This window comes from Burkholderia sp. Ax-1720 (genome assembly GCF_011753035.1).
GTDB classification, from domain to species: domain Bacteria; phylum Pseudomonadota; class Gammaproteobacteria; order Burkholderiales; family Burkholderiaceae; genus Burkholderia; species Burkholderia gladioli.
In genome coordinates, this window is record NZ_VWWK01000134.1 from 1 (window position 1) to 20,344 (window position 20,344).

20 protein-coding genes, 1 other RNA gene and 1 riboswitch are annotated in these 20,344 nt (G+C 68.7%); of the genes, 11 read left to right on the forward strand and 10 right to left on the reverse strand.

The window, feature by feature from the left end; translation table 11 throughout:
* The 5 genes from F3J18_RS27195 to cobA form a co-directional block, all read left to right on the forward strand.
* Positions 1-275 (forward strand): DUF934 domain-containing protein (locus F3J18_RS27195; RefSeq protein WP_166915232.1); only part of this gene is annotated, 275 nt, incomplete at its 5' end.
* Positions 272-1,009 (forward strand): phosphoadenylyl-sulfate reductase, encoded by a 738-nt coding sequence (locus F3J18_RS27200; RefSeq protein WP_166915234.1) that lies wholly within the window; start codon positions 272-274, stop codon positions 1,007-1,009. The genes F3J18_RS27195 and F3J18_RS27200, both read left to right, overlap by 4 nt.
* An 84-nt stretch (positions 1,010-1,093) precedes the next feature.
* Positions 1,094-2,056, forward strand: a complete 963-nt coding sequence (gene cysD / locus F3J18_RS27205) for a sulfate adenylyltransferase subunit CysD (protein ID WP_025101355.1) — start codon at positions 1,094-1,096, stop codon at positions 2,054-2,056.
* 22 nt (positions 2,057-2,078) lie between these two features.
* The gene (locus F3J18_RS27210; RefSeq protein ID WP_025101356.1) at positions 2,079-3,395 is read left to right on the forward strand and encodes a GTP-binding protein; all 1,317 of its coding nucleotides are present in this window, start codon (positions 2,079-2,081) and stop codon (positions 3,393-3,395) included.
* 58 nt (positions 3,396-3,453) lie between these two features.
* Positions 3,454-4,236 carry a uroporphyrinogen-III C-methyltransferase gene (gene cobA, locus F3J18_RS27215; RefSeq protein WP_166915236.1) on the forward strand — a complete coding sequence of 261 codons (783 nt, stop codon included), beginning with the start codon at positions 3,454-3,456 and terminating at the stop codon, positions 4,234-4,236.
* 185 nt (positions 4,237-4,421) lie between these two features.
* On the opposite strand, the gene F3J18_RS27220 is transcribed toward cobA, so the two are convergent.
* Genes F3J18_RS27220 through lptF form a run of 3 tightly spaced genes read right to left on the reverse strand, consistent with a single transcriptional unit; the run spans position 4,422 to position 7,064 of the window.
* Entirely contained in the window at positions 4,422-4,796 is a 375-nt protein-coding gene (locus tag F3J18_RS27220) for a CbiX/SirB N-terminal domain-containing protein (protein WP_013699092.1), read from the reverse strand.
* Positions 4,797-4,820: 24 nt separating this feature from the next.
* Positions 4,821-5,969 (reverse strand): LPS export ABC transporter permease LptG, encoded by a 1,149-nt coding sequence (gene lptG / locus F3J18_RS27225; RefSeq protein WP_013699091.1) that lies wholly within the window; start codon positions 5,967-5,969, stop codon positions 4,821-4,823.
* A gap of 3 nt (positions 5,970-5,972) precedes the next feature.
* Positions 5,973-7,064: an LPS export ABC transporter permease LptF gene (gene lptF, locus F3J18_RS27230; RefSeq protein ID WP_013699090.1), complete on the reverse strand. Its 1,092-nt coding sequence runs from the start codon at positions 7,062-7,064 to the stop codon at positions 5,973-5,975.
* Between the two features lie 109 nt (positions 7,065-7,173).
* Here lptF and F3J18_RS27235 point away from each other — a divergent pair, with 109 nt between their 5' ends.
* Genes F3J18_RS27235 through F3J18_RS27245 form a run of 3 tightly spaced genes read left to right on the forward strand, consistent with a single transcriptional unit; the run spans position 7,174 to position 10,629 of the window.
* Entirely contained in the window at positions 7,174-8,685 is a 1,512-nt protein-coding gene (locus tag F3J18_RS27235) for a leucyl aminopeptidase (protein ID WP_166915238.1), read from the forward strand.
* A gap of 43 nt (positions 8,686-8,728) precedes the next feature.
* Entirely contained in the window at positions 8,729-9,145 is a 417-nt protein-coding gene (locus F3J18_RS27240; protein ID WP_025101358.1) for a DNA polymerase III subunit chi, read from the forward strand.
* A gap of 17 nt (positions 9,146-9,162) precedes the next feature.
* Positions 9,163-10,629 (forward strand): DUF2486 family protein, encoded by a 1,467-nt coding sequence (locus tag F3J18_RS27245; RefSeq protein ID WP_166915240.1) that lies wholly within the window; start codon positions 9,163-9,165, stop codon positions 10,627-10,629.
* 148 nt (positions 10,630-10,777) lie between these two features.
* Here the strand turns inward: F3J18_RS27245 and F3J18_RS27250 are convergent, their stop codons facing one another.
* Positions 10,778-11,104, reverse strand: coding sequence for a c-type cytochrome (locus F3J18_RS27250; RefSeq protein WP_013699086.1), 327 nt, complete (start codon positions 11,102-11,104; stop codon positions 10,778-10,780).
* Positions 11,105-11,260: 156 nt separating this feature from the next.
* A complete protein-coding gene (gene ilvD, locus F3J18_RS27255; protein ID WP_166915242.1) occupies positions 11,261-12,934 on the reverse strand; it encodes a dihydroxy-acid dehydratase in 1,674 nt (557 codons plus the stop codon).
* A gap of 130 nt (positions 12,935-13,064) precedes the next feature.
* On the opposite strand from ilvD, the gene F3J18_RS27260 reads away from it, so the two are divergent.
* Together F3J18_RS27260 and lgt are read left to right on the forward strand one after the other, a co-directional pair.
* Positions 13,065-13,976: a LysR family transcriptional regulator gene (locus F3J18_RS27260; protein WP_013699084.1), complete on the forward strand. Its 912-nt coding sequence runs from the start codon at positions 13,065-13,067 to the stop codon at positions 13,974-13,976.
* A gap of 94 nt (positions 13,977-14,070) precedes the next feature.
* Entirely contained in the window at positions 14,071-14,961 is an 891-nt protein-coding gene (lgt, locus tag F3J18_RS27265) for a prolipoprotein diacylglyceryl transferase (RefSeq protein WP_025101361.1), read from the forward strand.
* 129 nt (positions 14,962-15,090) lie between these two features.
* Here the strand turns inward: lgt and F3J18_RS27270 are convergent, their stop codons facing one another.
* The 5 genes from F3J18_RS27270 to F3J18_RS27290 form a co-directional block, all read right to left on the reverse strand.
* Entirely contained in the window at positions 15,091-15,792 is a 702-nt protein-coding gene (locus F3J18_RS27270) for an SIMPL domain-containing protein (RefSeq protein ID WP_013699082.1), read from the reverse strand.
* A gap of 196 nt (positions 15,793-15,988) precedes the next feature.
* On the reverse strand, positions 15,989-16,450 hold the full coding sequence (locus F3J18_RS27275; protein ID WP_025101362.1) for an EVE domain-containing protein: 462 nt from the start codon (positions 16,448-16,450) through the stop codon (positions 15,989-15,991).
* A gap of 198 nt (positions 16,451-16,648) precedes the next feature.
* Positions 16,649-16,830, reverse strand: a non-coding RNA gene (gene ssrS / locus F3J18_RS27280) — 6S RNA.
* A 93-nt stretch (positions 16,831-16,923) separates the two neighbouring features.
* The gene (locus F3J18_RS27285) at positions 16,924-17,238 is read right to left on the reverse strand and encodes a cell division protein ZapA (RefSeq protein WP_013699080.1); all 315 of its coding nucleotides are present in this window, start codon (positions 17,236-17,238) and stop codon (positions 16,924-16,926) included.
* Positions 17,235-17,591: a hypothetical protein gene (locus F3J18_RS27290; protein WP_013699079.1), complete on the reverse strand. Its 357-nt coding sequence runs from the start codon at positions 17,589-17,591 to the stop codon at positions 17,235-17,237. The genes F3J18_RS27285 and F3J18_RS27290 overlap by 4 nt, the downstream gene beginning before the upstream one ends.
* A 229-nt stretch (positions 17,592-17,820) precedes the next feature.
* Positions 17,821-18,026, forward strand: a riboswitch (cobalamin riboswitch).
* An 87-nt stretch (positions 18,027-18,113) separates the two neighbouring features.
* Between F3J18_RS27290 and F3J18_RS27295 the strand changes: the two genes are divergently transcribed.
* Positions 18,114-20,117 (forward strand): TonB-dependent receptor, encoded by a 2,004-nt coding sequence (locus F3J18_RS27295; protein WP_166915244.1) that lies wholly within the window; start codon positions 18,114-18,116, stop codon positions 20,115-20,117.
* Positions 20,118-20,344: the final 227 nt, after the last annotated feature.

The window sequence follows — 20,344 nt, forward strand, 5'->3', positions numbered from 1 at the left end:
CGCGCTTCGGCGACGGCCGCGGCTACAGCACGGCGCACCTGCTGCGCAATCGCCACGGCTGGACCGGCGAGCTGCGCGCGATCGGCGACGTGCTGCGCGACCAGCTGAACTACATGTCGCGCTGCGGTTTCGACGCCTTCGCGGTGCGCGCCGATCGCGACCCGCATGATGCGCTGAACGCCTTCACGGAGTTCTCGGAACGCTACCAGGGCGCGGTGGACGACGCTGTACCGCTGTTCCGCCGCCGCGCCGCCTCGGCACAGGTGAACGCATGAGCGAGCTCCTCACGCCCGAGCTGAGCGCCAAGGTCGAGCGGCTCGACGCGCTGCTCGCCTCGATCGCGGCGAGCCATGCGCGCGTGAAGTTCGCCAGCAGCCTCGCGGCCGAGGACATGCTGGTGACCCACGCGATCCTCTCCAAGGGCCACGCGATCGGCATCTTCTCGCTGAACACGGGTCGCCTGCATGCCGAGACGCTCGGCATGATCGACCGCGTGCGCGAGCGCTACGGCTACGAGATCGAGCAGTTCCATCCGCAGCAGGACGCGATCGACCAGTACGTCGCCGAGCACGGCCTGAACGCCTTCTACGAAAGCGTCGAGCTGCGCAAGTCCTGCTGCCATATCCGCAAGGTCGAGCCGCTCAACCGCGCGCTGTCGGAGGTGGATGCCTGGGTGACCGGCCAGCGCCGCGAGCAGTCGGTGACGCGCGCCGAGCTGCACGAGCAGGAGCAGGACGAGGCACGCGGCATCGCCAAGTACAACCCGCTGGCGGACTGGACCGAGGCCGAGGTCTGGGCCTACCTGAAGGCCTTCGAGGTGCCGGTCAATCCGCTGCACGCGCGCGGCTACCCGAGCATCGGCTGCGAGCCCTGCACGCGGGCGATCCGCCCCGGCGAGGACAGCCGCGCCGGACGCTGGTGGTGGGAGTCGCGCGACACCAAGGAATGCGGCCTGCACATCACGGTCGCGCCGGTGTCGGAGCTGCCGCAGCGGCCGGTGAGCGCCTGAGGCGCCGCAGCCCGACCCAAGCAACGAAAGCAATCGCGCCGCCCGCCACGACGGGCGGCCAGCAACCCAGTAAGGACTGACATCATGAGCACGACGCTCGAACAATCCGCCTTCGCATCGCCGGCCGGCACCGCCAGCCGGATGGGCCACCTCGACTGGCTCGAGGCCGAGTCGATCCACATCCTGCGCGAACTGGTGGCCGAATGCAGCAAGCCGGCCCTGCTGTTCTCGGGCGGCAAGGATTCGGTCGTCGTGCTGCATCTCGCGCTGAAGGCCTTCGGCCTGGGCCCGGATCGCCAGACCTCGCTGCCGTTCCCGCTGGTGCATATCGACACCGGCCACAACTACGACGAGGTGATCGACTTCCGCGATCGCCGCGCCAAGGAAATCGGCGCCGAGCTGGTGGTCGGCCACGTCGAGGATTCGATCAAGCGCGGCACCGTGGTGCTGCGCCGCGAAACCGATTCGCGCAATGCCGCGCAGGCCGTCACCCTGCTGGAAACCATCGAGCAACACGGTTACACCGCGATGATCGGCGGCGCGCGCCGCGACGAGGAAAAGGCCCGCGCCAAGGAGCGCATCTTCTCGTTCCGCGACGAGTTCGGCCAATGGGATCCGAAGGCCCAGCGCCCGGAACTCTGGAGCCTCTACAATGCGCGCCTGCACAAGGGCGAGCACCTGCGCGTGTTCCCGATCTCGAACTGGACCGAGCTCGACGTCTGGCAATACATCGCGCGCGAGCAGCTCGAACTGCCCTCGATCTACTACGCGCACCAGCGCGAGATCGTGCGCCGTAACGGCCTGCTGGTGCCGGTCACGCCGCTCACGCCGATGCGCGAGGGCGAGGTGAGCGAAACCGCCCAGGTGCGCTTCCGCACGGTCGGCGACATCTCCTGCACCTGCCCGGTGGAGAGCGATGCCGACGACGTCGAGAAGATCATCGCCGAGACCGCGGTGACCGAGATCACCGAGCGCGGCGCCACGCGGATGGACGACCAGACCTCCGAGGCCGCGATGGAACAGCGCAAGAAGCAAGGTTATTTCTGAAGCACGCGAGGACACAGACATCATGAGCATCATCGAGAACCACGAAGACCTCGGCGTGTTGCGCTTCATCACGGCGGGCAGCGTCGACGACGGCAAGAGCACGCTGATCGGCCGCCTGCTGTACGACAGCAAGGCCGTGCTGTCGGACCAGTTGTCCGCGCTGTCGCGCGCCAAGAACAAGCGCACCGTCGGCGACGAGCTCGACCTCGCGCTGCTGACCGACGGCCTGGAAGCCGAGCGCGAGCAGGGCATCACGATCGACGTGGCCTACCGCTACTTCGCCACCGCCAAGCGCAAGTTCATCATCGCCGACACGCCGGGCCACGAGCAGTACACGCGCAACATGGTGACCGGCGCCTCCACCGCGCACGCGGCCATCATCCTGGTGGACGCCACGCGCGTCACGGTCGAGGGCGGCGTCACGCAATTGCTGCCGCAGACCAAGCGCCACAGCGCGATCGTCAAGCTGCTCGGCCTGCAGCACGTGATCGTCGCGATCAACAAGATGGACCTGGTCGAGTATTCGGAAGCGACCTTCAACCTGATCCGCGATGCCTACGTCGTGCTCGCGCAGCAGCTCGGCCTGGAGGGCGTGCGCTTCGTGCCGGTGTCGGCCCTGAAGGGTGACAACATCGTCACGCTGTCGGACAGCATGCCCTGGTACGCCGGCGAGCCGCTGCTCGACGTGCTGGAGACGCTGCCGGTGGCGATCGACGGCGGCGAGGCGCTGCGCTTCCCGGTGCAGTGGGTGGCGCGCCAGGACGGCAGCTCGGCCGACGATTTCCGCGGCTACATGGGCCGCGTCGAGGCGGGCGAGGTGAAGGTGGGCGACGAGATCGCGGTGCTGCCCTCGGGCCGCACGGCGACCGTGGCCGAGATCGTCGCGCCGGTGCCGGGCGGCACGGCTGCGGTAGAATCCGCCTTCGCGGGGCAGACCGTCACGATCCGCCTCGCCGAGGACGTCGACGTCTCGCGCGGCGACGTGTTCGTGCCGAACGCGCAGCGCATCGAGCCGGCCAAAAAGCTGGAAGCCGATCTCTGCTGGTTCGACGAAACCCCGCTGTCCCCGCAACGCAAGTATCTGCTCAAGCAGACCACCAACACGGTGTTCACCAAGATCGGCGCGGTCAAGCAGGTGCTGGACGTGCATACGCTGTCGCACGCCAGCGACCGCCAGGACCTGAAGATGAACGACATCGGCCGGGTGGCGCTGACGCTGCAGAAGCCGATCGTCTGCGACACCTACGATGCGCATCCGGGCACGGGCGCATTCGTGCTGATCGACGAGGCGACCCATCACACGGTCGCCGCCGGGATGATTCGCGCCTACTCGGCGTGAGTCCGGCGCCGTCGGCCGCATGTGTCGCGGCCGACGGCGTTTTACCAATGAAAGGCTTATGGGCAAGGTGTATCTGATTGGCGCCGGACCCGGCGCGGCCGACCTGATCACGGTGCGCGGCGCGCGCCTGCTGGGCCAGGCCGAAGTGGTGCTGCACGACGCGCTGATCGAGCCGGCGATGCTCGATTACGCGCCGAACGCGCGCCGCATCGCGGTCGGCAAGCGCTGCGGCCAGCGCTCCACGGCGCAGCAGTTCATCAACAAGCAGATCATCGACGCGGCGCGCGAGCACGCGGTGGTGGTGCGCCTGAAGGGCGGCGATCCGATGCTGTTCGGCCGAGCCGACGAGGAGATGCGCGCGCTCGAGGCGGCCGGCATCGACTACGAGGTGGTGCCGGGCATCACCGCGGCGCTGGCGAGTGCCGCCGCGCTCAAGCGCTCGCTGACGCTGCGCGGCGTGTCGCGCAGCGTGGCCTTCGCCACCCAGAGCCGGGCGCCCGGCAGCGATGAGATTCGCGAGCAGGTGCAGGCCGATTCGCTGGTCTTCTATATGGGCCGCGACAGCGCGCCCGGCATTGCGCAGCAATTGATCGACGCAGGGCGAGCGGGCGACACGCCGGTGGCGATCGTCGAGGCCTGCAGCACGCCGCGCGAGCGCAGCCTGGCGCTGACGCTGGCGCGCATGGCGGCGGGCGAGGCGCAGGCCTGGCTCGATCCTTCGCAGCCGAGCCTGTTGATGATCGGCGCGGCCTTCGCGGAACGCGCGGGAGCGGTGGAGCCGGGTAGCGAGGAAGCTGCCGGGCAGCCGGCCGGCAAGGGCGAGGTCCGCAACGCGGCCTGAGCTGCTGGTCGGCGGCGAAGCGCTCGCCAGGACAACCCATCAGTCGATACGAAGCAACGCCGGCCCTCGGGCCGGCGTTTCGCATTTCAGCGGCAAATTCCCCGCACCATGAACAACGCCGGCGCGAGGCCGGCGTTTCGCGGCGTTTCGTATTCCAGCGAGCGGGAGCGCATCCCGGTCGAGGTTCAGTCGCCCGCTTGCTGCAGGCAGTATGTCGCGATCGCGTCGAGCACCGAATCGTCCTCGCCGATCGCCGTGGCGCAGCGGATATCCACGCCGGGATGCGCCGCGCGGCAGGCCTCGACGATCTCGGGCAGGTCGCGCCGCACATGGCCGCCCTGGCCGACGAACACCGGCACGATGGTGACGGTCGCGCAGCCGGCCGTGACATGGGCGGCCACCGCGTCCTCGAGCTCGGGCGGCATCAGTTCGAGAAAGGCCAGCGCGACGGGGCCGCTGGTGTGGCTGGCGCGCACGCGCTCGGCCAGCCGCTCGAACGGCTCCATCCAGCGCGGGTCGCGCGAACCGTGTCCGAACAGGATGATCCCGTGTCTGCTCATCTTCCCTCCGTGGTGATCAGTGGCTCAGTGCCGGTCGACCCACTTGAGCCCGAACAGGCCGAGCGCGAGATAGATCAGGCCGGGTAGCGCCGCGGTCAGCGGCGCGGGCCAGGTATTGAGCGTGCCGATATGCGAGAACAGCGTGTTGAAGAGCTGGAAGCTCATGCCGAGCATGATGCCGCCGAACACCTTCACGCCGACCACGCCGGCGCGCGTGTGCAGGTACGCGAACGGCAGCGACAGCACCAGCATCACGAACACCGCGAACGGGTAGAGCAGCTTGCGCCACAGCGCGATGTCGTAGCGCTGCGTGTCCTGCTGGTTCTCGCGCAGATGCTGGATGTAGCGGAACAGGTTGAAGATCGACATGCGTTCCGGCGACACCAGCAGCACCGAGAGGATCTGCGGCGTGAGGTCCGAGCGCAGCGAATACTGCGGCATGCTCACCTGCTCGGAGCGATAGACCGGGTTCAGCGCATCCTTGGGCGTGTTCGGCGCCGGCACGATCGGCGAGAGCTGGGTGTCGGTCACGTCGGTCAGCAGCCAGTGGCCCGGCGGCGCGTAGCGGCCCGACTTGGCGATGCGCACGTTCTGCAGCTGGAACTTCGAGTCGAACTCGTAGATCCGCACGTTGCTGATGGTCGAATCGGGCGAGAGCGTGCCGACGTTGACGAAGCGCGTGACGGGCTCGCCGTTGTCGCGCGCCGTCAGCGTGTCCTTGACCCACACGCCCGACTGGAAGTTCGACGACACCGAGGAGCCGAGCGCCTCGAGCCGCACGCGCTCGGAGAGCTGGTCGGTGTAGGGGCCGATGAACTCGCCGATCAGGTAGGTGACGATCACCAGCGGCACGCCGATCTTCAGCAGCGAGCGCAGCGCCCGGTTGGTGGCCAGGCCCGAGACGCGGAAGATGGTGAATTCCGAGTTGGCGGCCATCTGCGCGAACACGTAGATGGCGCTGATCAGGGTGGCGACCGGGATGATCTCGTAGAAGCGCGAGGGCGTCTGCAGGCCCACGCGCAGCACCGCGTAGCCGAAGTTGTAGCTGCCGTGGCCGACCGAGTTCAGCTCGCTGATCAGGTCGAAGAAGAAGAACAGCCCCGAGAACGCGAACAGCACGAACACGAAGGTCAGGTAGATCTGGCGCGCGAAATACTTTTCGTAGAGCCGCATCGGTCAGGCTCCCCGGCGGAACGTGGCGCGCGAGATCAGCGGCCGGTTGCGCACGCGCATCCAGAACAGGAAGGCGACGATGCCGGCCACCACCAGGTGCAGCACCACCAGGCCCACGCCGAACGGGATCTTGCCGCGCTCGATCTGCGACTGCATCACGTTGAGCAGGTTCGAATACGTCAGATAGATCAGCACGGCCATCACGAGGTTCACGGTGCGGCCGCGCCGCGGGTTCTGGTAGGCCAGCGGGATCGCGAGAATCATCAGATTGATCGCGATCAGCGGCAGTCCGACGCGCCAGGCGAATTCGGCGAGGTTCTCGTCGGTCGGATCGCGCAGCAGGTCCAGCGTCGGGGTGCTGGTGGTGGTCGGCTGGGTGACCACCTGCTTGCTCTGGATCTTCACGCCGTAGCGCTCGAACTGCATGATCTTGAAGTTCGGCTGGCCGGGCACGCCGTCGTAGCGGCGGCCGTTCTCCAGCACGATGAAGCGGTCGCCGTTCTGGGCGGTCTCGGTATGGCCGGTCTGCGACACCACCACGTTGACCTTGCCCTGCTCGGTGGTGGTGACGAACACGTTCTGCACGGCGGCCTGGTCGGCCGACATCTTCTCGATGAAGAACACGCGGTTGGTGGACGGCGACTCGCGGAACTGGCCCGGCGCGAGCAGCGAGACCTCGTCGCGCTGCTGGAAGCGCGCCTTGATCAGCTTGCTCTGCTGGTTCGACCAGGGCCAGCCGACGAAGGCGAAGAAGGCGATCAGCAGGATGATGGGCGTGGCGAACACGCCGATCGGCTTGATCAGGCGCGTCAGGCTCACGCCGGAGGCGAGCCAGACCACCATTTCGGAGTCCTTGTACCAGCGCGTGAGCACGAACAGGATCGACACGAAGAGGGTGCCGACCAGGATCATCGCGAGATAGCCGATCACGGTGAGGCCGATCAGCACGAGCACGTCCTTCGGGCTGACCTGACCGGACGCTGCGTAGCCGACGATGCGGATCATCATCGACGTCAGCATGATCGTGAGCAGCACCATGAAGACAGCGCCGGCGGTGTACGCAAGCTCGCGCTGGAGGGAGCGTTCGAAGATCATGTTTGAGGCGAAGAGGGCGGGGAGGGATACAGCGCGCCGCCACAGGAAAAATAGCGGATAATTGCGGCTTTCACCCACATAGCCCAGATTTTATCCGAGGACAAGCGCGATGGACTTTAGCATAAAAGGCTTTGATTGGAGCAAAGGTGCGTCCAAGGGCTTCCTGACCGGCAAGTCCGACTGCGTGGTGGTCGGCGTGTTCGAGTCGCAGACGCTGTCCGGCGCCGCGCTCGACATCGATGAAGCCGTCAAGGGCCTGGTGTCGCGCCTGGTCAAGGCCGGCGACATGGACGGCAAGCTCGGCAAGACGCTGTTCCTGCACGAGGTCGAGGGCATCGGCGCCTCCCGCGTGCTGCTGGTCGGCCTCGGCAAGCAGGACGGCTTCGGCCAGAAGGCCTACCAGGAAGCCGCGCGTGCCGCCTGGCGCGCGCTGCTGGCCACCAAGGTCGGCCAGGTCACCTTCACGCTGGCGCAACTGCCGGTGGCCGAGCGCGGCGCCGAGTGGAGCGTGCGCGCCGCGATCCTCGCGCTGCGCGGCGAGACCTACCGCTTCACGCAGATGAAGAGCAAGGCCGAACCGGCTCCCGCCACGCTCAAGCGCGTGGTGTTCAGCGTCGATCCGGCCGACGAGAAGGCCGCCAAGCAGGCCGCCAAGCAGGCCGTGGCGATCGCCAACGGCATGGATCTCACGCGCGACCTGGGCAACCTGCCCGGCAACGTCTGCACCCCCACCTATCTCGCCAATACCGCCAGGCAGCTGGCCAAGGACTGGGGCCTGAAGGCCGAGGTGCTCGGCCTCAAGCAGATCCAGGCGCTCAAGATGGGCTCCTTCCTGTCGGTCACGCGCGGCTCGGTCGAGCCGCCGCAGTTCATCGTGCTGCACTACCAGGGCGCCGCCGCCAAGGTCGCGCCGATCGTGCTGGTCGGCAAGGGCATCACCTTCGACACCGGCGGCATCTCGCTGAAGCCGGGCGAGGGCATGGACGAGATGAAGTACGACATGTGCGGCGCCGGCTCGGTGCTGGGCACCATGCGCGCGCTCGCCGAGATGGAGTTGAAGCTCAACGTGGTGGCGATCGTGCCGACCTGCGAGAACATGCCCTCGGGCCAGGCCACCAAGCCGGGCGACATCGTCACCAGCATGAAGGGCCTGACGATCGAGGTGCTGAACACCGACGCCGAAGGCCGCCTGATCCTCTGCGACGCGCTGACCTACGCCGAGCGCTTCAAGCCGGCCGCGGTGATCGACGTGGCGACCCTGACGGGCGCCTGCGTGATCGCGCTGGGCCACCACAACAGCGGCCTGTTCTCGAAGGACGACGCGCTGGCCGGCGAGCTGCTCGATGCTTCCCGCGAAGCGGGCGATCCGGCCTGGCGCCTGCCGCTCGACGACGAGTACCAGGACCTGCTGAAGTCGAACTTCGCGGACCTGGCCAACATCGGCGGCCGTCCGGGCGGCAGCATCACGGCGGCCTGCTTCCTGGCGCGTTTCGCGGAAAGCTATCCGTGGGCGCACCTGGACATCGCCGGCACGGCCTGGAAGAGCGGTGCCGCCAAGGGCGCCACCGGCCGTCCGGTGCCGCTGCTCTCGCAGTTCCTGATCGACCGCGCCGGCGCGTGAGCGCAAGGCCGGGAGAGGCAGGCATGACGCGGCGGGACGCCCGATGACACGAATCGATTTCCATTCGAACGTCGGCGACTCGCTCGCGTATGCGTGCCGGCTGCTGCGCAAGGCCTACCTGGCCGGCCAGGCCGTGGTGGTCTGCGCCGAGCCGGCGCGGCTGCGCACGCTCGACGAGCGGCTGTGGACCTTCTCGCCGCTCGATTTCATTCCCCATTGCTCGGTCGACAGCCCGCAGGCCGCGCAGACGCCGATCGTGCTGACCACCGATCTGTCGCGCGCCCCGCACGACGGCGTGCTGCTCAATCTCGGCGCCGAGGTGCCCGCGCAGTTCGCGCGCTTCGCCCGGCTGCTCGAGGTGGTCGGCAACGCGCCCGAGGAACTGGCGGCCGGCCGCGATCGCTACCGCTTCTACCGCGACCGCGGCTACGCGCTGAACAACTACAAGCAAGGCGGCTAGTCGCGCCTGGAGCCAACATGCCCGACGCCCACAACGAGTTCGACATTCCCGTGCTGACCGACGTGCTGGTGCCCGGCAAGTCCGTGCTCGCACGTCGTCCCTGGCAGGCCGCCGATGCGGCGCCGCCGCATGCCACCGACCTGCCCGAGTTGCCGCCGGAGGTGCCGCCCGAGCTGGCGGCTTCGGGCCTGCCGACGCTCGGCGGGGGCGCGGGCTTGTCCACCGCGTATGGCGCGCCGGCCGGAGCCGGGGCCGATGCGCTGCCGGCTTCGCACCTGGCGGCGGGCGAGCCGGCCGCGCTTGCACCACGAGGACTGGTTTCCTCGCCGGCGACGGCGCAGGGCGCCGAGGCGCCGGCGGAGCCTTTGTTCGTCGCGGCGGAGCCGGTGACGGTGCCGCCGGAATTCGCGGGCGAGCCGCAGCCCTTGTCCGAGGCGCACGAAGCGTCGGCTGCCAGCGAACCGACGCAGGCGGAAGCCGCGTTCGTCGCGCCGGAGCCGACATCGACGCCGGCGGAATTCGCGGGCGATTCGCAGCCCTTGCCCGAGGCGCACGAAGCGCGGGCCGCCAGCGAGCCGACGCAGTCGGAAGCCGCGTTCGTCGCGCCGGAGCCGGTATCGACGCCGCCGGAATTCGCGGCCGAGCCTCAGCCGTGGCCCGCGTCGCATGAGGCATCCACCTTCAGCGAGCCCGACCCGGCCGAAGCGGCATTCGTTGCGCCCGAGTCGAGCATTCCTCAGGAATTCTCAGCAAGCCCCGCTCCGCTCGTCGAGCCGCAGGCAGCGCCGCTCGCATCCACTCAGGCCGAAGCCGTGTTCGTGGACGCCGAGCCGGCGGTCCCCCAGGAATTCGCCGCGGCGCCGCAGCCGCTGCCTGTCGAGGCCGTTCCCGCCGGAGCGGAGGGCCGCCCCGATCCGCGCGACGACGAGCACGATGCGCCCGACAACGCACCGCTGGCCTATGCGCTCGACGGCGCCTCGCAGGAACCTGCCGCCGCCTCGGCGACGCCGCACGGCGAGGCACTGCATCGGGCGCCGGTCCCTCCCGACGATCTCGCCGCGCGCACCGAATCCGCGCTGCATCGCGTCGAGACGCTGGCGCCTGCCGCCTTCGCGCAGTTGTCGCCCGTCGCCGCCGAGACGCCGGTGCCGGCCCGTTTCGCCGATATCGAGGCGCTGCCGCCCGCCGAGCTGATCGGCGCTCCCCAAGCCGAACCCGTACCGCCGCCCGCGGCGCGGATCGATTCCCGGCATATCGCCGAGCGGCTGCAAGGCCGTGTCGCCGACTACCTGTCCGGCGAGGGCCGTGCCCTGATCGACGCGCGTTGCCGCGAGGCGGTCCAGCAGCATGCCGCCTGGCTGGTCGGCGAGGTGTCGCAGCAGGTGGTGACGGCGCTGGCGCCCGAATTCGAGCGCTGGGTGGCCGAAGCCGTCAACGAGGCGCTCGCTCGGCGCGACGCGCCGCCATCCCGGCAGGAGCACTGAGGCGTTCAGGGCAGTCGGCCAGGGTGGCGGGATCCGGCGGCCCGGCTCGCGGGACCGCTGCGGTCCCGAATGAAAAACGCGCGGGCGCACCTGAAGGTGCGCTCGCGCGTTTTCTTGTTTCAGGCCGCCGCTTCGCCGCGGCCTGCGTTCATTTCAAGGTCAGGATCCACTGCGCGAGGGTGCGCGCCTCGTCGCCGGTCACCTGGGTGTTGGCCGGCATCGGCACCGGCCCCCACACGCCGACGCTGCCCTTGACGATGGTCTGCACCAGATAGTCGGCCGCATCGGGGCGATTCATGTAGCGATCGGCGATGGCGTGGAAGGACGGCCCCATCAGGGGCGCGGCGACCGCATGGCAGGCCATGCAGTTCCTGCGTTGCGCGAGCAGCGGGCCGCTGGCCGGCTGCTGCGCCTGGGCCGGCAGGTTCGCGGCCAGCAGCAGGGCAAGCGTGGCTCGCAGTAGCGTGATTCTCATACGGGGTCTCCGCCGGCGCGAGGGCCGGCCTGGCTGTCCGCGCATTATAGAAGCAAAGAGGGCGCGAGCTCGTCGCGCCCCTCATGCCCCTCATGCCCCTCGTGCGAATGGGCCAGGCCGTTCCTTCCGTCTTCCTTGCTGCCCGCGGCGAGTGCTTCAGCCCGTCACGGCGCCGCGATTCGCCGGCAGCGCCAGCGCCGCGTACTTGGCCAGCACGCCGCGCGTGTAACGCGGCGCCGGCCGCTGCCAGGCGGCGCGGCGGCGCGCCAGCTCGGCATCGTCGACGTTGAGCTGCAGCAGCAGGCGATGCGCGTCGATGGTGATCGAATCGCCTTCCTGGACCAGGGCGATGGTGCCGCCGGCGAAGGCTTCCGGCGCGACGTGGCCGACCACCATGCCCCAGGTGCCGCCCGAGAAGCGCCCGTCGGTGATCAAGCCCACCGATTCGCCGAGCCCCTTGCCGATGATCGCCGAGGTGGGCGCGAGCATCTCCGGCATGCCGGGGCCGCCTTGCGGGCCGAGATAGCGCAGCACCACCACGTCGCCGGCGCGGATGCGGTCGTCGAGGATCGCCTGCAGCGCGCTCTGCTCGTCGTCGAACACGCGCGCGGGCCCCGTGATCACCGGATTCTTCAGCCCGCTGATCTTGGCCACCGCGCCGTCCTCGGCGAGATTGCCCTTGAGGATCGCCAGGTGGCCTTCGCGATAGAGCGCCTGGTCGATCGGGAAGATCACCTGCTGGTCGGCGCGCGGCACCGAGGGCACCTCGCGCAGCGTCTCGGCCACCGTCTGGCCGGTGATGGTGAGGCACTCGCCATGCAGCAGGCCCGCGTCGAGCAGGATCTTCATCACCTGCGGGATGCCGCCCGCGCGATGCAGGTCGGTGGCCACGTAGCGGCCCGAGGGCTTCAGGTCGCAGATCACCGGCACGCGCCGGCGGATCCGCTCGAAGTCGTCGATGCTCCAGTCGATCTCGGCGGCGTGCGCGATGGCCAGGAAGTGCAGCACGGCATTGGTCGAGCCGCCGGTGGCCATGATCACCGACACGGCGTTCTCGATCGATTCGCGGGTGATGATGTCGCGCGGTTTCAGGTCCCGCTTGACGGCCTCCACCAGCACGCGCGCCGACTCGGCCGCGGAATCGACCTTCTCCTGGTCGGGATTGGCCATCGTCGAGGAATAGGGCAGCGCCATGCCGAGCGCCTCGAAGGACGAGCTCATGGTGTTGGCCGTGTACATGCCGCCGCAGGAGCCCGTCGAGGGACAGGCATTGCGCTCGATACCGTCGAAGTCCTCCTGCGACATGCGCCCGGCCGTGAACTCGCCGACCGCCTCGAAGGCCGAGACGATGGTCAGGTCCTGCCCCTTCCAGTTGCCGGGGCGGATCGTGCCGCCATACACGTAGATGCCCGGCACGTTCAGCCGCGCCAGCGCGATCATGCCGCCCGGCATGTTCTTGTCGCAGCCGCCCACCACCACCACGCCGTCCATCCACTGCCCCTGCACGCAGGTCTCGATGCAGTCGGCGATCACCTCGCGCGAGACCAGCGAGTACTTCATGCCCTCGGTGCCCATCGACATGCCGTCCGAGATGGTGGGCGTGCCGAAGATCTGCGGGTTGGCGCCGGCCGCCTTGACGGCGTCGACCGCCGCGTCCGACAGGCGCTGTAGGCCGGCATTGCAGGGCGTGATGGTGGAGTGGCCGTTGGCGATGCCGATCATCGGCTTGTCGAAGTCCGCCTGCTGGTAGCCGAGTGCGTAGTACATCGAACGGTTCGGCGAGCGAGCCACGCCCTGCGTGATGTTTTTCGAGCGACGGTTGTAGGACATGGGGGACTCCATCCGGGTTGTGGACATCCGGCGCGCGCCAGGGCGGCCGTGGTCAGGCAAGCATGGGCTGTCCCTCGACACCTGTCCAATATATTATTCGTGGCCAATTGAGTCGCTGAGGATATCAATCATGGCCGAACCGACCCCCGATCTGCGGCAATGGCGCTACTTCGTGGCGGTGGCCGAGGAGCGTCATTTCGGCCGCGCGGCGACGCGCCTGTCGATCACGCAGCCGCCGCTGTCGCAGGCGATCCGCGCGCTGGAGGCCGCGCTCGGCGTGCTGCTGTTCGTGCGCACCCAGCGCTCGGTGGAGTTGTCGGCGGTCGGCGCGGCCTTGCTGCCCGAGGTGCGGCGCCTGCTGGCGGCCGCCGACGCGCTGCCGCCGCTGGCCACCAGCCTGGCGCGCGGCGAGGCCGGCACGCTCGCGCTGGCCTTCGTCTCGACCGCCGATTACGGCCTGCTGCCGGCGCTGCTGCGCGAGTTCGGGGCGCGCTACCCGCGCGTGCGCCTGCAACTGACCGAGGCCACCAGCGACCTGCAGGTCGAGATGCTGGCCGAAGGCCGGATCGACGCCGGGCTGGTGATCGAGCCGCTGCCGCCGCGCCACGCGGCCGGCCTGTCCTATCTCGGCGTGGCGCGCGAGCCGCTGGTGGTGGCGATGCCCGAGGAGGCCGCGGTGCCGGGCGAGGACGGCCCGATCGGGCTCGAGCAACTGGCCGATCTGCCGCTGGTGATCTTCCCGCGTCGTCTGGCGCCCGGCTTTTATGACATCATTACGGGCTGCTATGGGGCGCGGGGCCTGACGCCGCGCATCGGCCAGGAGGCGATCCAGATGCAGACCATCGTCAGCCTCGTGTCGGCCGGCATGGGCGTCGCACTGGTGCCGCAATCGCTGCGTAACCTGCGCCGCACCGGTGTCGTCTACCGTGCGCTGGCGGGCGGCACGCCGATCGTCGAGACCGGCCTGGTCTGGCGCACCCGGGACGTCAGCCCGGTGCTGGCGGGCTTCATCGAGATCGTGCGCCGCGCCGCGCCGGCCTGATGCACGAGGCGCGAACGCGGGCGGGATCGCACCGTCAAACAGCAGGCGCGGCGCACGAACGCCGCGTCGATTCAGCAACCATCCACACCGACTCATGATCATTCACCCCAATTTCGATCCCGTCGCGATTCATCTCGGACCGTTGGCCGTGCGCTGGTACGGGCTCATGTATCTCGTCGGCTTCATCGCGGCGATCGTCGTCGGCCGCGTGCGGCTCAAGCTGCCGCATGTCGCCGCGCAAGGCTGGACCGCCAAGGACATCGACGACATGATGTTCTACGGCGTGCTCGGCGTGGTGCTGGGCGGGCGGCTCGGCTACGTGCTGTTCTACAAGGCCGGCTACTACTTCGCGCATCCGCTCGACATCTTCCGCGTCTGGGAAGGCGGGATGTCGTTCCACGGCGGCTTCCTCGGCGTGCTGGCCGCGATGGTGCTGTTCGCCTGGCAGCGCAAGCGCACCTGGCTGCAGGTGACCGACTTCATCGCGCCGATGGTGCCCACCGGCCTGGCCGCGGGCCGCTTCGGCAACTTCATCAACGGCGAGCTGTGGGGCCGCGTGACGAGCCCCGACGCGCCCTGGGCGATGCTGTTCCCCGGCGCCTCGCGCGACGACGCGATCTGGCTCGCGCATCATCCCGACCTCGCCGCGAAGTGGAACCTGAACGAGGTGTTCATGCAGTACCAGATGCTGCCGCGCCATCCCTCGCAGCTCTACGAGATCGCGCTGGAGGGCATCACGCTGTTCCTGCTGCTGTTCTTCTTCTCGCGCAAGGCGCGCCCGACCGGCGCGGTGTCGGCGCTGTTCCTGATCGGCTATGGCCTGGCGCGCTTCACGGTGGAATTCGCCCGCGAGCCCGACGATTTCCTCGGCCTGCTCGCGCTGGGCCTGTCGATGGGCCAGTGGCTGTCGCTGCCGATGATCATCGCCGGCGTGCTGATGATGCTGTGGGCCTATCGCAAGGGGCGTGTCGCGAGGCCGGCATGAGCTCGCGCGGTCCTCGTCGAACGATGTGACACGACGATGTGAAAAAGGCCCGACCGGTGCAAGCCGGTCGGGCCTTTTGTCATCTCATGCCGCCACGCCGCTCGCGAGCGGCACGCGCATCGACGCGACTTACTTCATCTGCACCGAGCCGTTCACGTTGACGGTGACGGTCGACTTGCCGCCCTCGACGGCGATCGGCGCGGCGGCGGCCTTCGCCATCATCGGCGCGGCGTCCATCGCCATCATGCGCGGGTAGGGCTGCACGCTGCGGCCGCCGCCGACATTGACTTCGCGGATCGCGTAGCCGCTGTAGCCGAAGGCCTTGGCCGCCTCGGCGGCGCGGTTGCGGAACGACTGGATCGCTTCCGAGGTCAGCTTCTGCTCGGCCGCGCGCTGCGCTTCCGGCGACAGCGAGAACTCGACGTTGCCGACCTGCAGGGTGCTGGCGAGATCGCCCGCGAGCTTCGAGGCCGCGGTGAAATCGCGCGACTCCAGCACGATCTCGGTGCGGCCGCGCCAGGCGGCGATCTTGCCGTCGCGGTCGTTGCTCGGGTAGACCGAGAAGCCGCCGGTGCGCGCGGTCACGCCCGACACGCCGCGCGCGCGGGCCAGCGCGGCGTCGGCGCGGCGATTGAGCTCGGTCGTCAGGCTGCCCGGATCCTTCGCTTCCTGCTCGTAGAACAGCGTGATGTCGACCACGTCCTGCGGCACGTCGGTGCTGGCCTGTGCCGACAGCGACAGCACGCCCGAAGGCTGGGGCGCGACTTGTGCCTGCACCGCGGGGATCACGGCGGCCAGGGCGAGGGCGAGTACGGCAGCGGATTTTTTCATCGTATGAGCTCCTGTTCTGTGCGCGGCCAGCGGCCCGTGCCGCATCGTGCCGCGCGTCTTGTCGAGGCGATCGATGGAACCGGGGTTCCGCCGATCGCGCGAGCGTTAGGCCGATGAAAGGCGTGCCGAGTTCCGGCACCACGCGCGCGATTTACCTTTGCTGACAGATCTCGCGGCGAGCCGGCCGGCACCTGCCTCACTTCATCAGCTTCTCGGTGATGAACTTCCATTCGGCGCGCGTGACCGGCGTGATCGAGAGCCGGTTGCCCCTGGCGAGCACGCGCATCTCGGCGAGCTCGTCGTGCTCGCGCAGCGCGGCCAGCGGCACCAGCGCGCTCTTCTTCACGAAGCGCACATCCACCAGGCTCCAGCGCGGCTCTTCCCGCTTCGACTTCGGATCGTGATAGGGGCTGGCCGGATCGAACTGGGTCGGATCGGGATAGGGCGTCGACGAGACTTCGGCCAGGCCCGCGATGCCGGGCTCGGGGCAGCTCGAGTGATAGAACAGCACGCCGTCGCCGATGCGCATGGTGTCGCGCATGAAATTGCGAGCCTGATAATTGCGCACGCCCGTCCAGGGCAGGGTGTGTTTCGGCGCGGCGGCGAGATCGTCGATGCTCGCCTCGTCCGGTTCGGATTTCATCAGCCAGAATTGCATGAGGGCGGTCCGCTGAAAGAAGGGGCAGGGAACGCGCGCGGCGGGAGCAGCGGCCGTCGCGACGACGCTTGCCGGGTGAGACGGGAATACGATCGCTCGGCGTGCCTCGCGATCGCCGATCCGGGGCACGCGAGCCGTTTGAAGCACAACTCGAAGCACAAATGAAAACGGCATCGGAACTGGTCCGATGCCGTCGAATAGGTCCCCGCCTTGGCCGCTAGGCCGGCATCCTGAACCTGAGGTTCAGAATTGGTCGCAGTTAGCAGCACTTCGGGTACATCAGACAGAGTGACGCGCGCGCCCGTGCTACAAATTTCCGCAACCGTGCACATGGCATTGGTTCAAGGAATATATGACCTTGGCGAACCAGGCAGGGAAGCTGAGAGAACCTAGTGAATCCGATCTTGTGAAACGAATTCGCATGAACCGCTTACTTCGGTGCAGCCGCTGGCTTGTCCGCCGAGCCGCGCTGCTTACCGCGACTCGTGCTGGGCCAGTACCGCGCCGAGCTGTTCATTCATGTGGCGCATTGTACGCCGGATTTCTTCCGCGGGAAATGCCTCGCCGTGACGAACGCTCTGTTGCAGGCGAAGCAACTCCGAGGCGAGCGACAGCGCGGCCATCACCGCGATCCGATCGGTGCCGCGCACCGAGCTGTTGGCGCGGATCTTCGACATCTCGGCGTCGACGCGCGCGACCGCCTCGAGCAGGGCCGCTTCGGTTTCCGGCGAGCACGCGAGGCGATAGGCCTGGCCGAGAATCGAGACTTCGATCTGCTTGCTGCTCATGCATGTTCTCCGTGGCTGGCCGCGTCGTCGCCGCCGTTGCCGGCCGCCTCGCCGCCGCCGAGCAGGTCGAGCTGGCTGTCGCCGTCGGCGGCCTGGCGCGTGCGCGGCAGCTTCTCGAGGATCGCGTTGAGCTTGATCTGCGCATCGTCGATCTTCGCCGACAGCGCATCGCGCTCGGCGACCAGGCCGTTGCGTTCGTCGCGCAACTGATCGAGCTCGACGCGCACGGCTTCGGCTTGCGCGCGCAATTGCGCGACTTGCTCCTCGAGCGCGAGCCGTTCCGTGTGATGGCGTTGGTTCAGCGCAATCAGGCGGCCAATGTTCTGGGATAGGGTTTCGAGTTCGTTGAGCATCTGCTGCGTCCTCTAAAGACCGGGCATTTTAGCGCGGAAAGCGCCTTGTACCGACTTTTGTAACGTATCCAGACGTAACCACCCCCCTTCTTGCCGCGAAGTGACACGGGAAATGCCGTTTTGTCGGCGTTGCGTGCGTCCGACGCGCGTTTCTTGACGCTGCCCGGGGGCGCTCCTACACTGGCGCCGCTTCGGTGCTCGCGCACGGCCTCGACGAGGGCGCGCGCGGTTAAACGGGAAGCAGGGAGCGATGCCCGCGCGGCATGCCAACCTGCGCTGCCCCCGCAACGGTAAGCGACCGCGTCGATCGCGCTGGCGATCCTGGCGCAAGCCGCCCCTCGATGGCGGCCCCCGCGCGAGCGAGGGCCGCCGTGGCCACTGCGCGCCTGGTTCGCGCGGGAAGGCGGGGTGGGCTGGTCGCCAGCCCGGATACCGGCCGAAGCGGGGAAGCGCGCCGCCTGCGTGCTTCCGGAGGCGGCGCTGCGGGGAGGCAGGGCCGCGCGAATCCACAGGATGTTCCCGATGTCCACCGCGTTTGTCCGCGCCGCCCTGCTCGCGGCCTGCGGGCTGCCTTGCCTGTCGCTCGCCCAGGTTGCGCCCGGCGCGTCCCGCGCCTCTGATATGGCCGCCGCCAGCGATGCCAGCGCCGCCACGGGCTCCGCCGCGCCGTCCGTCCCGCGAGGCAGCGACCGCGCCGCCGTTGCGTCCACCGCCACGGCTTCATCTGCCGCCGCATCGTCCGCCGATCCTGCCGCGCCGGTCGCGCTCGACTCGGTAGTGGTGAGCGCGAGCCGCAGCGCACAGAAGCTCGCCGACGCGCTGCCGCAAACCACCCTGTTCACGCGCGAGGACATCGAACACAGCAGCGCGTCCGATCTTCCCGGCCTGCTCGCGTTCGCACCTGGCGCGCAGATCGTGCGCAACGGCGGGCCCGGCTCGAACACCTCGCTGTTCCTGCGCGGCGCGCAGTCGAACCAGTCGCTGCTGCTGATCGACGGCGTGCGCGTCGATTCGGCCAGCCTGGGCGCCGCGCAACTGAGCCAGCTCACGCTCGAGCAGATCGACCACGTCGAGATCGTCAACGGCAACGTCTCCTCGCTGTACGGCTCGGGCGCGATCGGCGGCGTGGTGCAGGTGTTCACGCGCGACGGCGGCAATCATCCGCCGCGCTTCTATTTCTCGGCCGGCTACGGCAGCTATCACACGCAGTCGCAGCAGGCCGGCGTCTCGGGCCGGCTCGATGCCGCTGGCAGCACCACCTTCTCGCTGTCGCTGTCGCGCGACAAGACCGACGGCTTCTCGGCGATCGACCCGGTGCAGCAGCCGGGCGCCAATCCGAACGCGAACGGCAACCTGAACGAGAGTCTCTCGGCCTCGCTCAAGCATCGTTTCGCGAACGGCTGGAGCGCGGGCCTCGACTACTTCCAGTCGAACGGCGAGAACAGCTACGACAACCCCTTCGGGCAGGCCACGACCGATCTCAACACGCTCTACAGCCGCGTGCAGCAGATCTCGGCGCATGCCGAGGGCAAGCTGACCGACTGGTGGACCACCCATCTGCGCGTGTCGAGCGGCAACGACCGCAGCCAGAGCTGGCTGAACGGCGCCTACACCGACCACTTCAACACCGACAACCGCCAGTACAGCTGGCAGAACGATTTCACGGTGGCGCGCGGCCAGACCATCCAGGCCGGCTACGAGCGGCTCGACCAGGCCTTCGATTCCGATGTCTACTCGGCGCCGCAGCGGCACGTGAATTCCGGCTGGCTCGGCTACACGGGCCGCTTCGGCAACAGCCAGGTGCAGGCCAACCTGCGGCGCGACCAGTATTCGGATTTCGGCGGCGCGAACAGCTACTATCTCGGCTACGGATACGACCTGGGCGAGCACTGGAAGGTCACGGCGAGCTATTCGGATGCGTTTCGCGCGCCGACCTTCAACGACCTGTACTACCCCGATGCCGGCAATCCCGCGCTGGTGCCCGAGCGCAGCCATTCGATCGAGGCCGCGCTGCAATACGCCTCGGACGCGCTGGGCGTGATGCGGCTGAGCCTGTTCCAGACGCGCTACGCGAACCTGATCCAGTACGAGCCCGATGCGTCGGGCCTGGTCTATACGGCGCAGAACGTCGGGCGCGCCAAGGTGCAGGGCATCGAGGGCTCGTGGCAGGGGCATCTGGGCAAGACCGACCTGCGCGCCTCGGCGACCTTCCAGAACCCGGTCGACCAGAGCGGCGACCAGGACCTGCTGCGGCACGCGCGGCGCTTCGCGTCGTTCTCGGCCAGCCATCCGTTCGGCGGCTGGCGCGTCGGTGCCGAGTGGCTGCTGAGCGGCGCGCGCAGCGACAGCGCGCAGACGCTCGGCGGCTACGGCGTGGTGAACCTGACGGCGCGCTACGACATCACCAAGGCGTGGTACGTGAGTGCGCATCTCGACAACCTGCTCGACAAGGACTACCAGCTTGCCTACGGGTACAACACGCCGCGGCGCGGCGCCTACGTCACGATCGGCTGGCGTCAGCCATGACGTCGCGCACGGCGGCGCAGGCATGAGCTTCGCGAGGAACCCCGCTTGAACACGTTCGCGCGCACAACGAGCACGACGAGCATGACGCGCGGCCGCGCCTGGGCGATCTGGGCCGCGCTCGCGTTGGCCGCCGCCCTGGTGCTGGTGGCCGCGCTGACGCTCGGCAGCGTGCCGATCCCGCCGCGACAGGCGCTCGGCGCGCTGTTCGCGCCGGCCGGCGGCGATCC

Excerpts from the sequence above, each read along its gene's own strand:
- F3J18_RS27250 (WP_013699086.1), bottom strand. The coding sequence starts at position 11,104 with ATGAGAATCACGCTACTGCGAGCCACGCTTGCCCTGCTGCTGGCCGCG.
- F3J18_RS27295 (WP_166915244.1), top strand. The coding sequence starts at position 18,114 with ATGTCCACCGCGTTTGTCCGCGCCGCCCTGCTCGCGGCCTGCGGGCTG.
- F3J18_RS27285 (WP_013699080.1), bottom strand. The coding sequence starts at position 17,238 with ATGAGCAGCAAGCAGATCGAAGTCTCGATTCTCGGCCAGGCCTATCGC.
- F3J18_RS27240 (WP_025101358.1), top strand. The coding sequence starts at position 8,729 with ATGACACGAATCGATTTCCATTCGAACGTCGGCGACTCGCTCGCGTAT.
- F3J18_RS27235 (WP_166915238.1), top strand. The coding sequence starts at position 7,174 with ATGGACTTTAGCATAAAAGGCTTTGATTGGAGCAAAGGTGCGTCCAAG.
- F3J18_RS27290 (WP_013699079.1), bottom strand. The coding sequence starts at position 17,591 with ATGCTCAACGAACTCGAAACCCTATCCCAGAACATTGGCCGCCTGATT.
- F3J18_RS27210 (WP_025101356.1), top strand. The coding sequence starts at position 2,079 with ATGAGCATCATCGAGAACCACGAAGACCTCGGCGTGTTGCGCTTCATC.
- F3J18_RS27200 (WP_166915234.1), top strand. The coding sequence starts at position 272 with ATGAGCGAGCTCCTCACGCCCGAGCTGAGCGCCAAGGTCGAGCGGCTC.
- F3J18_RS27220 (WP_013699092.1), bottom strand. The coding sequence starts at position 4,796 with ATGAGCAGACACGGGATCATCCTGTTCGGACACGGTTCGCGCGACCCG.
- F3J18_RS27260 (WP_013699084.1), top strand. The coding sequence starts at position 13,065 with ATGGCCGAACCGACCCCCGATCTGCGGCAATGGCGCTACTTCGTGGCG.
- F3J18_RS27270 (WP_013699082.1), bottom strand. The coding sequence starts at position 15,792 with ATGAAAAAATCCGCTGCCGTACTCGCCCTCGCCCTGGCCGCCGTGATC.
- lgt (WP_025101361.1), top strand. The coding sequence starts at position 14,071 with ATGATCATTCACCCCAATTTCGATCCCGTCGCGATTCATCTCGGACCG.
- cobA (WP_166915236.1), top strand. The coding sequence starts at position 3,454 with ATGGGCAAGGTGTATCTGATTGGCGCCGGACCCGGCGCGGCCGACCTG.
- F3J18_RS27245 (WP_166915240.1), top strand. The coding sequence starts at position 9,163 with ATGCCCGACGCCCACAACGAGTTCGACATTCCCGTGCTGACCGACGTG.
- ilvD (WP_166915242.1), bottom strand. The coding sequence starts at position 12,934 with ATGTCCTACAACCGTCGCTCGAAAAACATCACGCAGGGCGTGGCTCGC.
- lptF (WP_013699090.1), bottom strand. The coding sequence starts at position 7,064 with ATGATCTTCGAACGCTCCCTCCAGCGCGAGCTTGCGTACACCGCCGGC.
- F3J18_RS27275 (WP_025101362.1), bottom strand. The coding sequence starts at position 16,450 with ATGCAATTCTGGCTGATGAAATCCGAACCGGACGAGGCGAGCATCGAC.
- cysD (WP_025101355.1), top strand. The coding sequence starts at position 1,094 with ATGAGCACGACGCTCGAACAATCCGCCTTCGCATCGCCGGCCGGCACC.
- lptG (WP_013699091.1), bottom strand. The coding sequence starts at position 5,969 with ATGCGGCTCTACGAAAAGTATTTCGCGCGCCAGATCTACCTGACCTTC.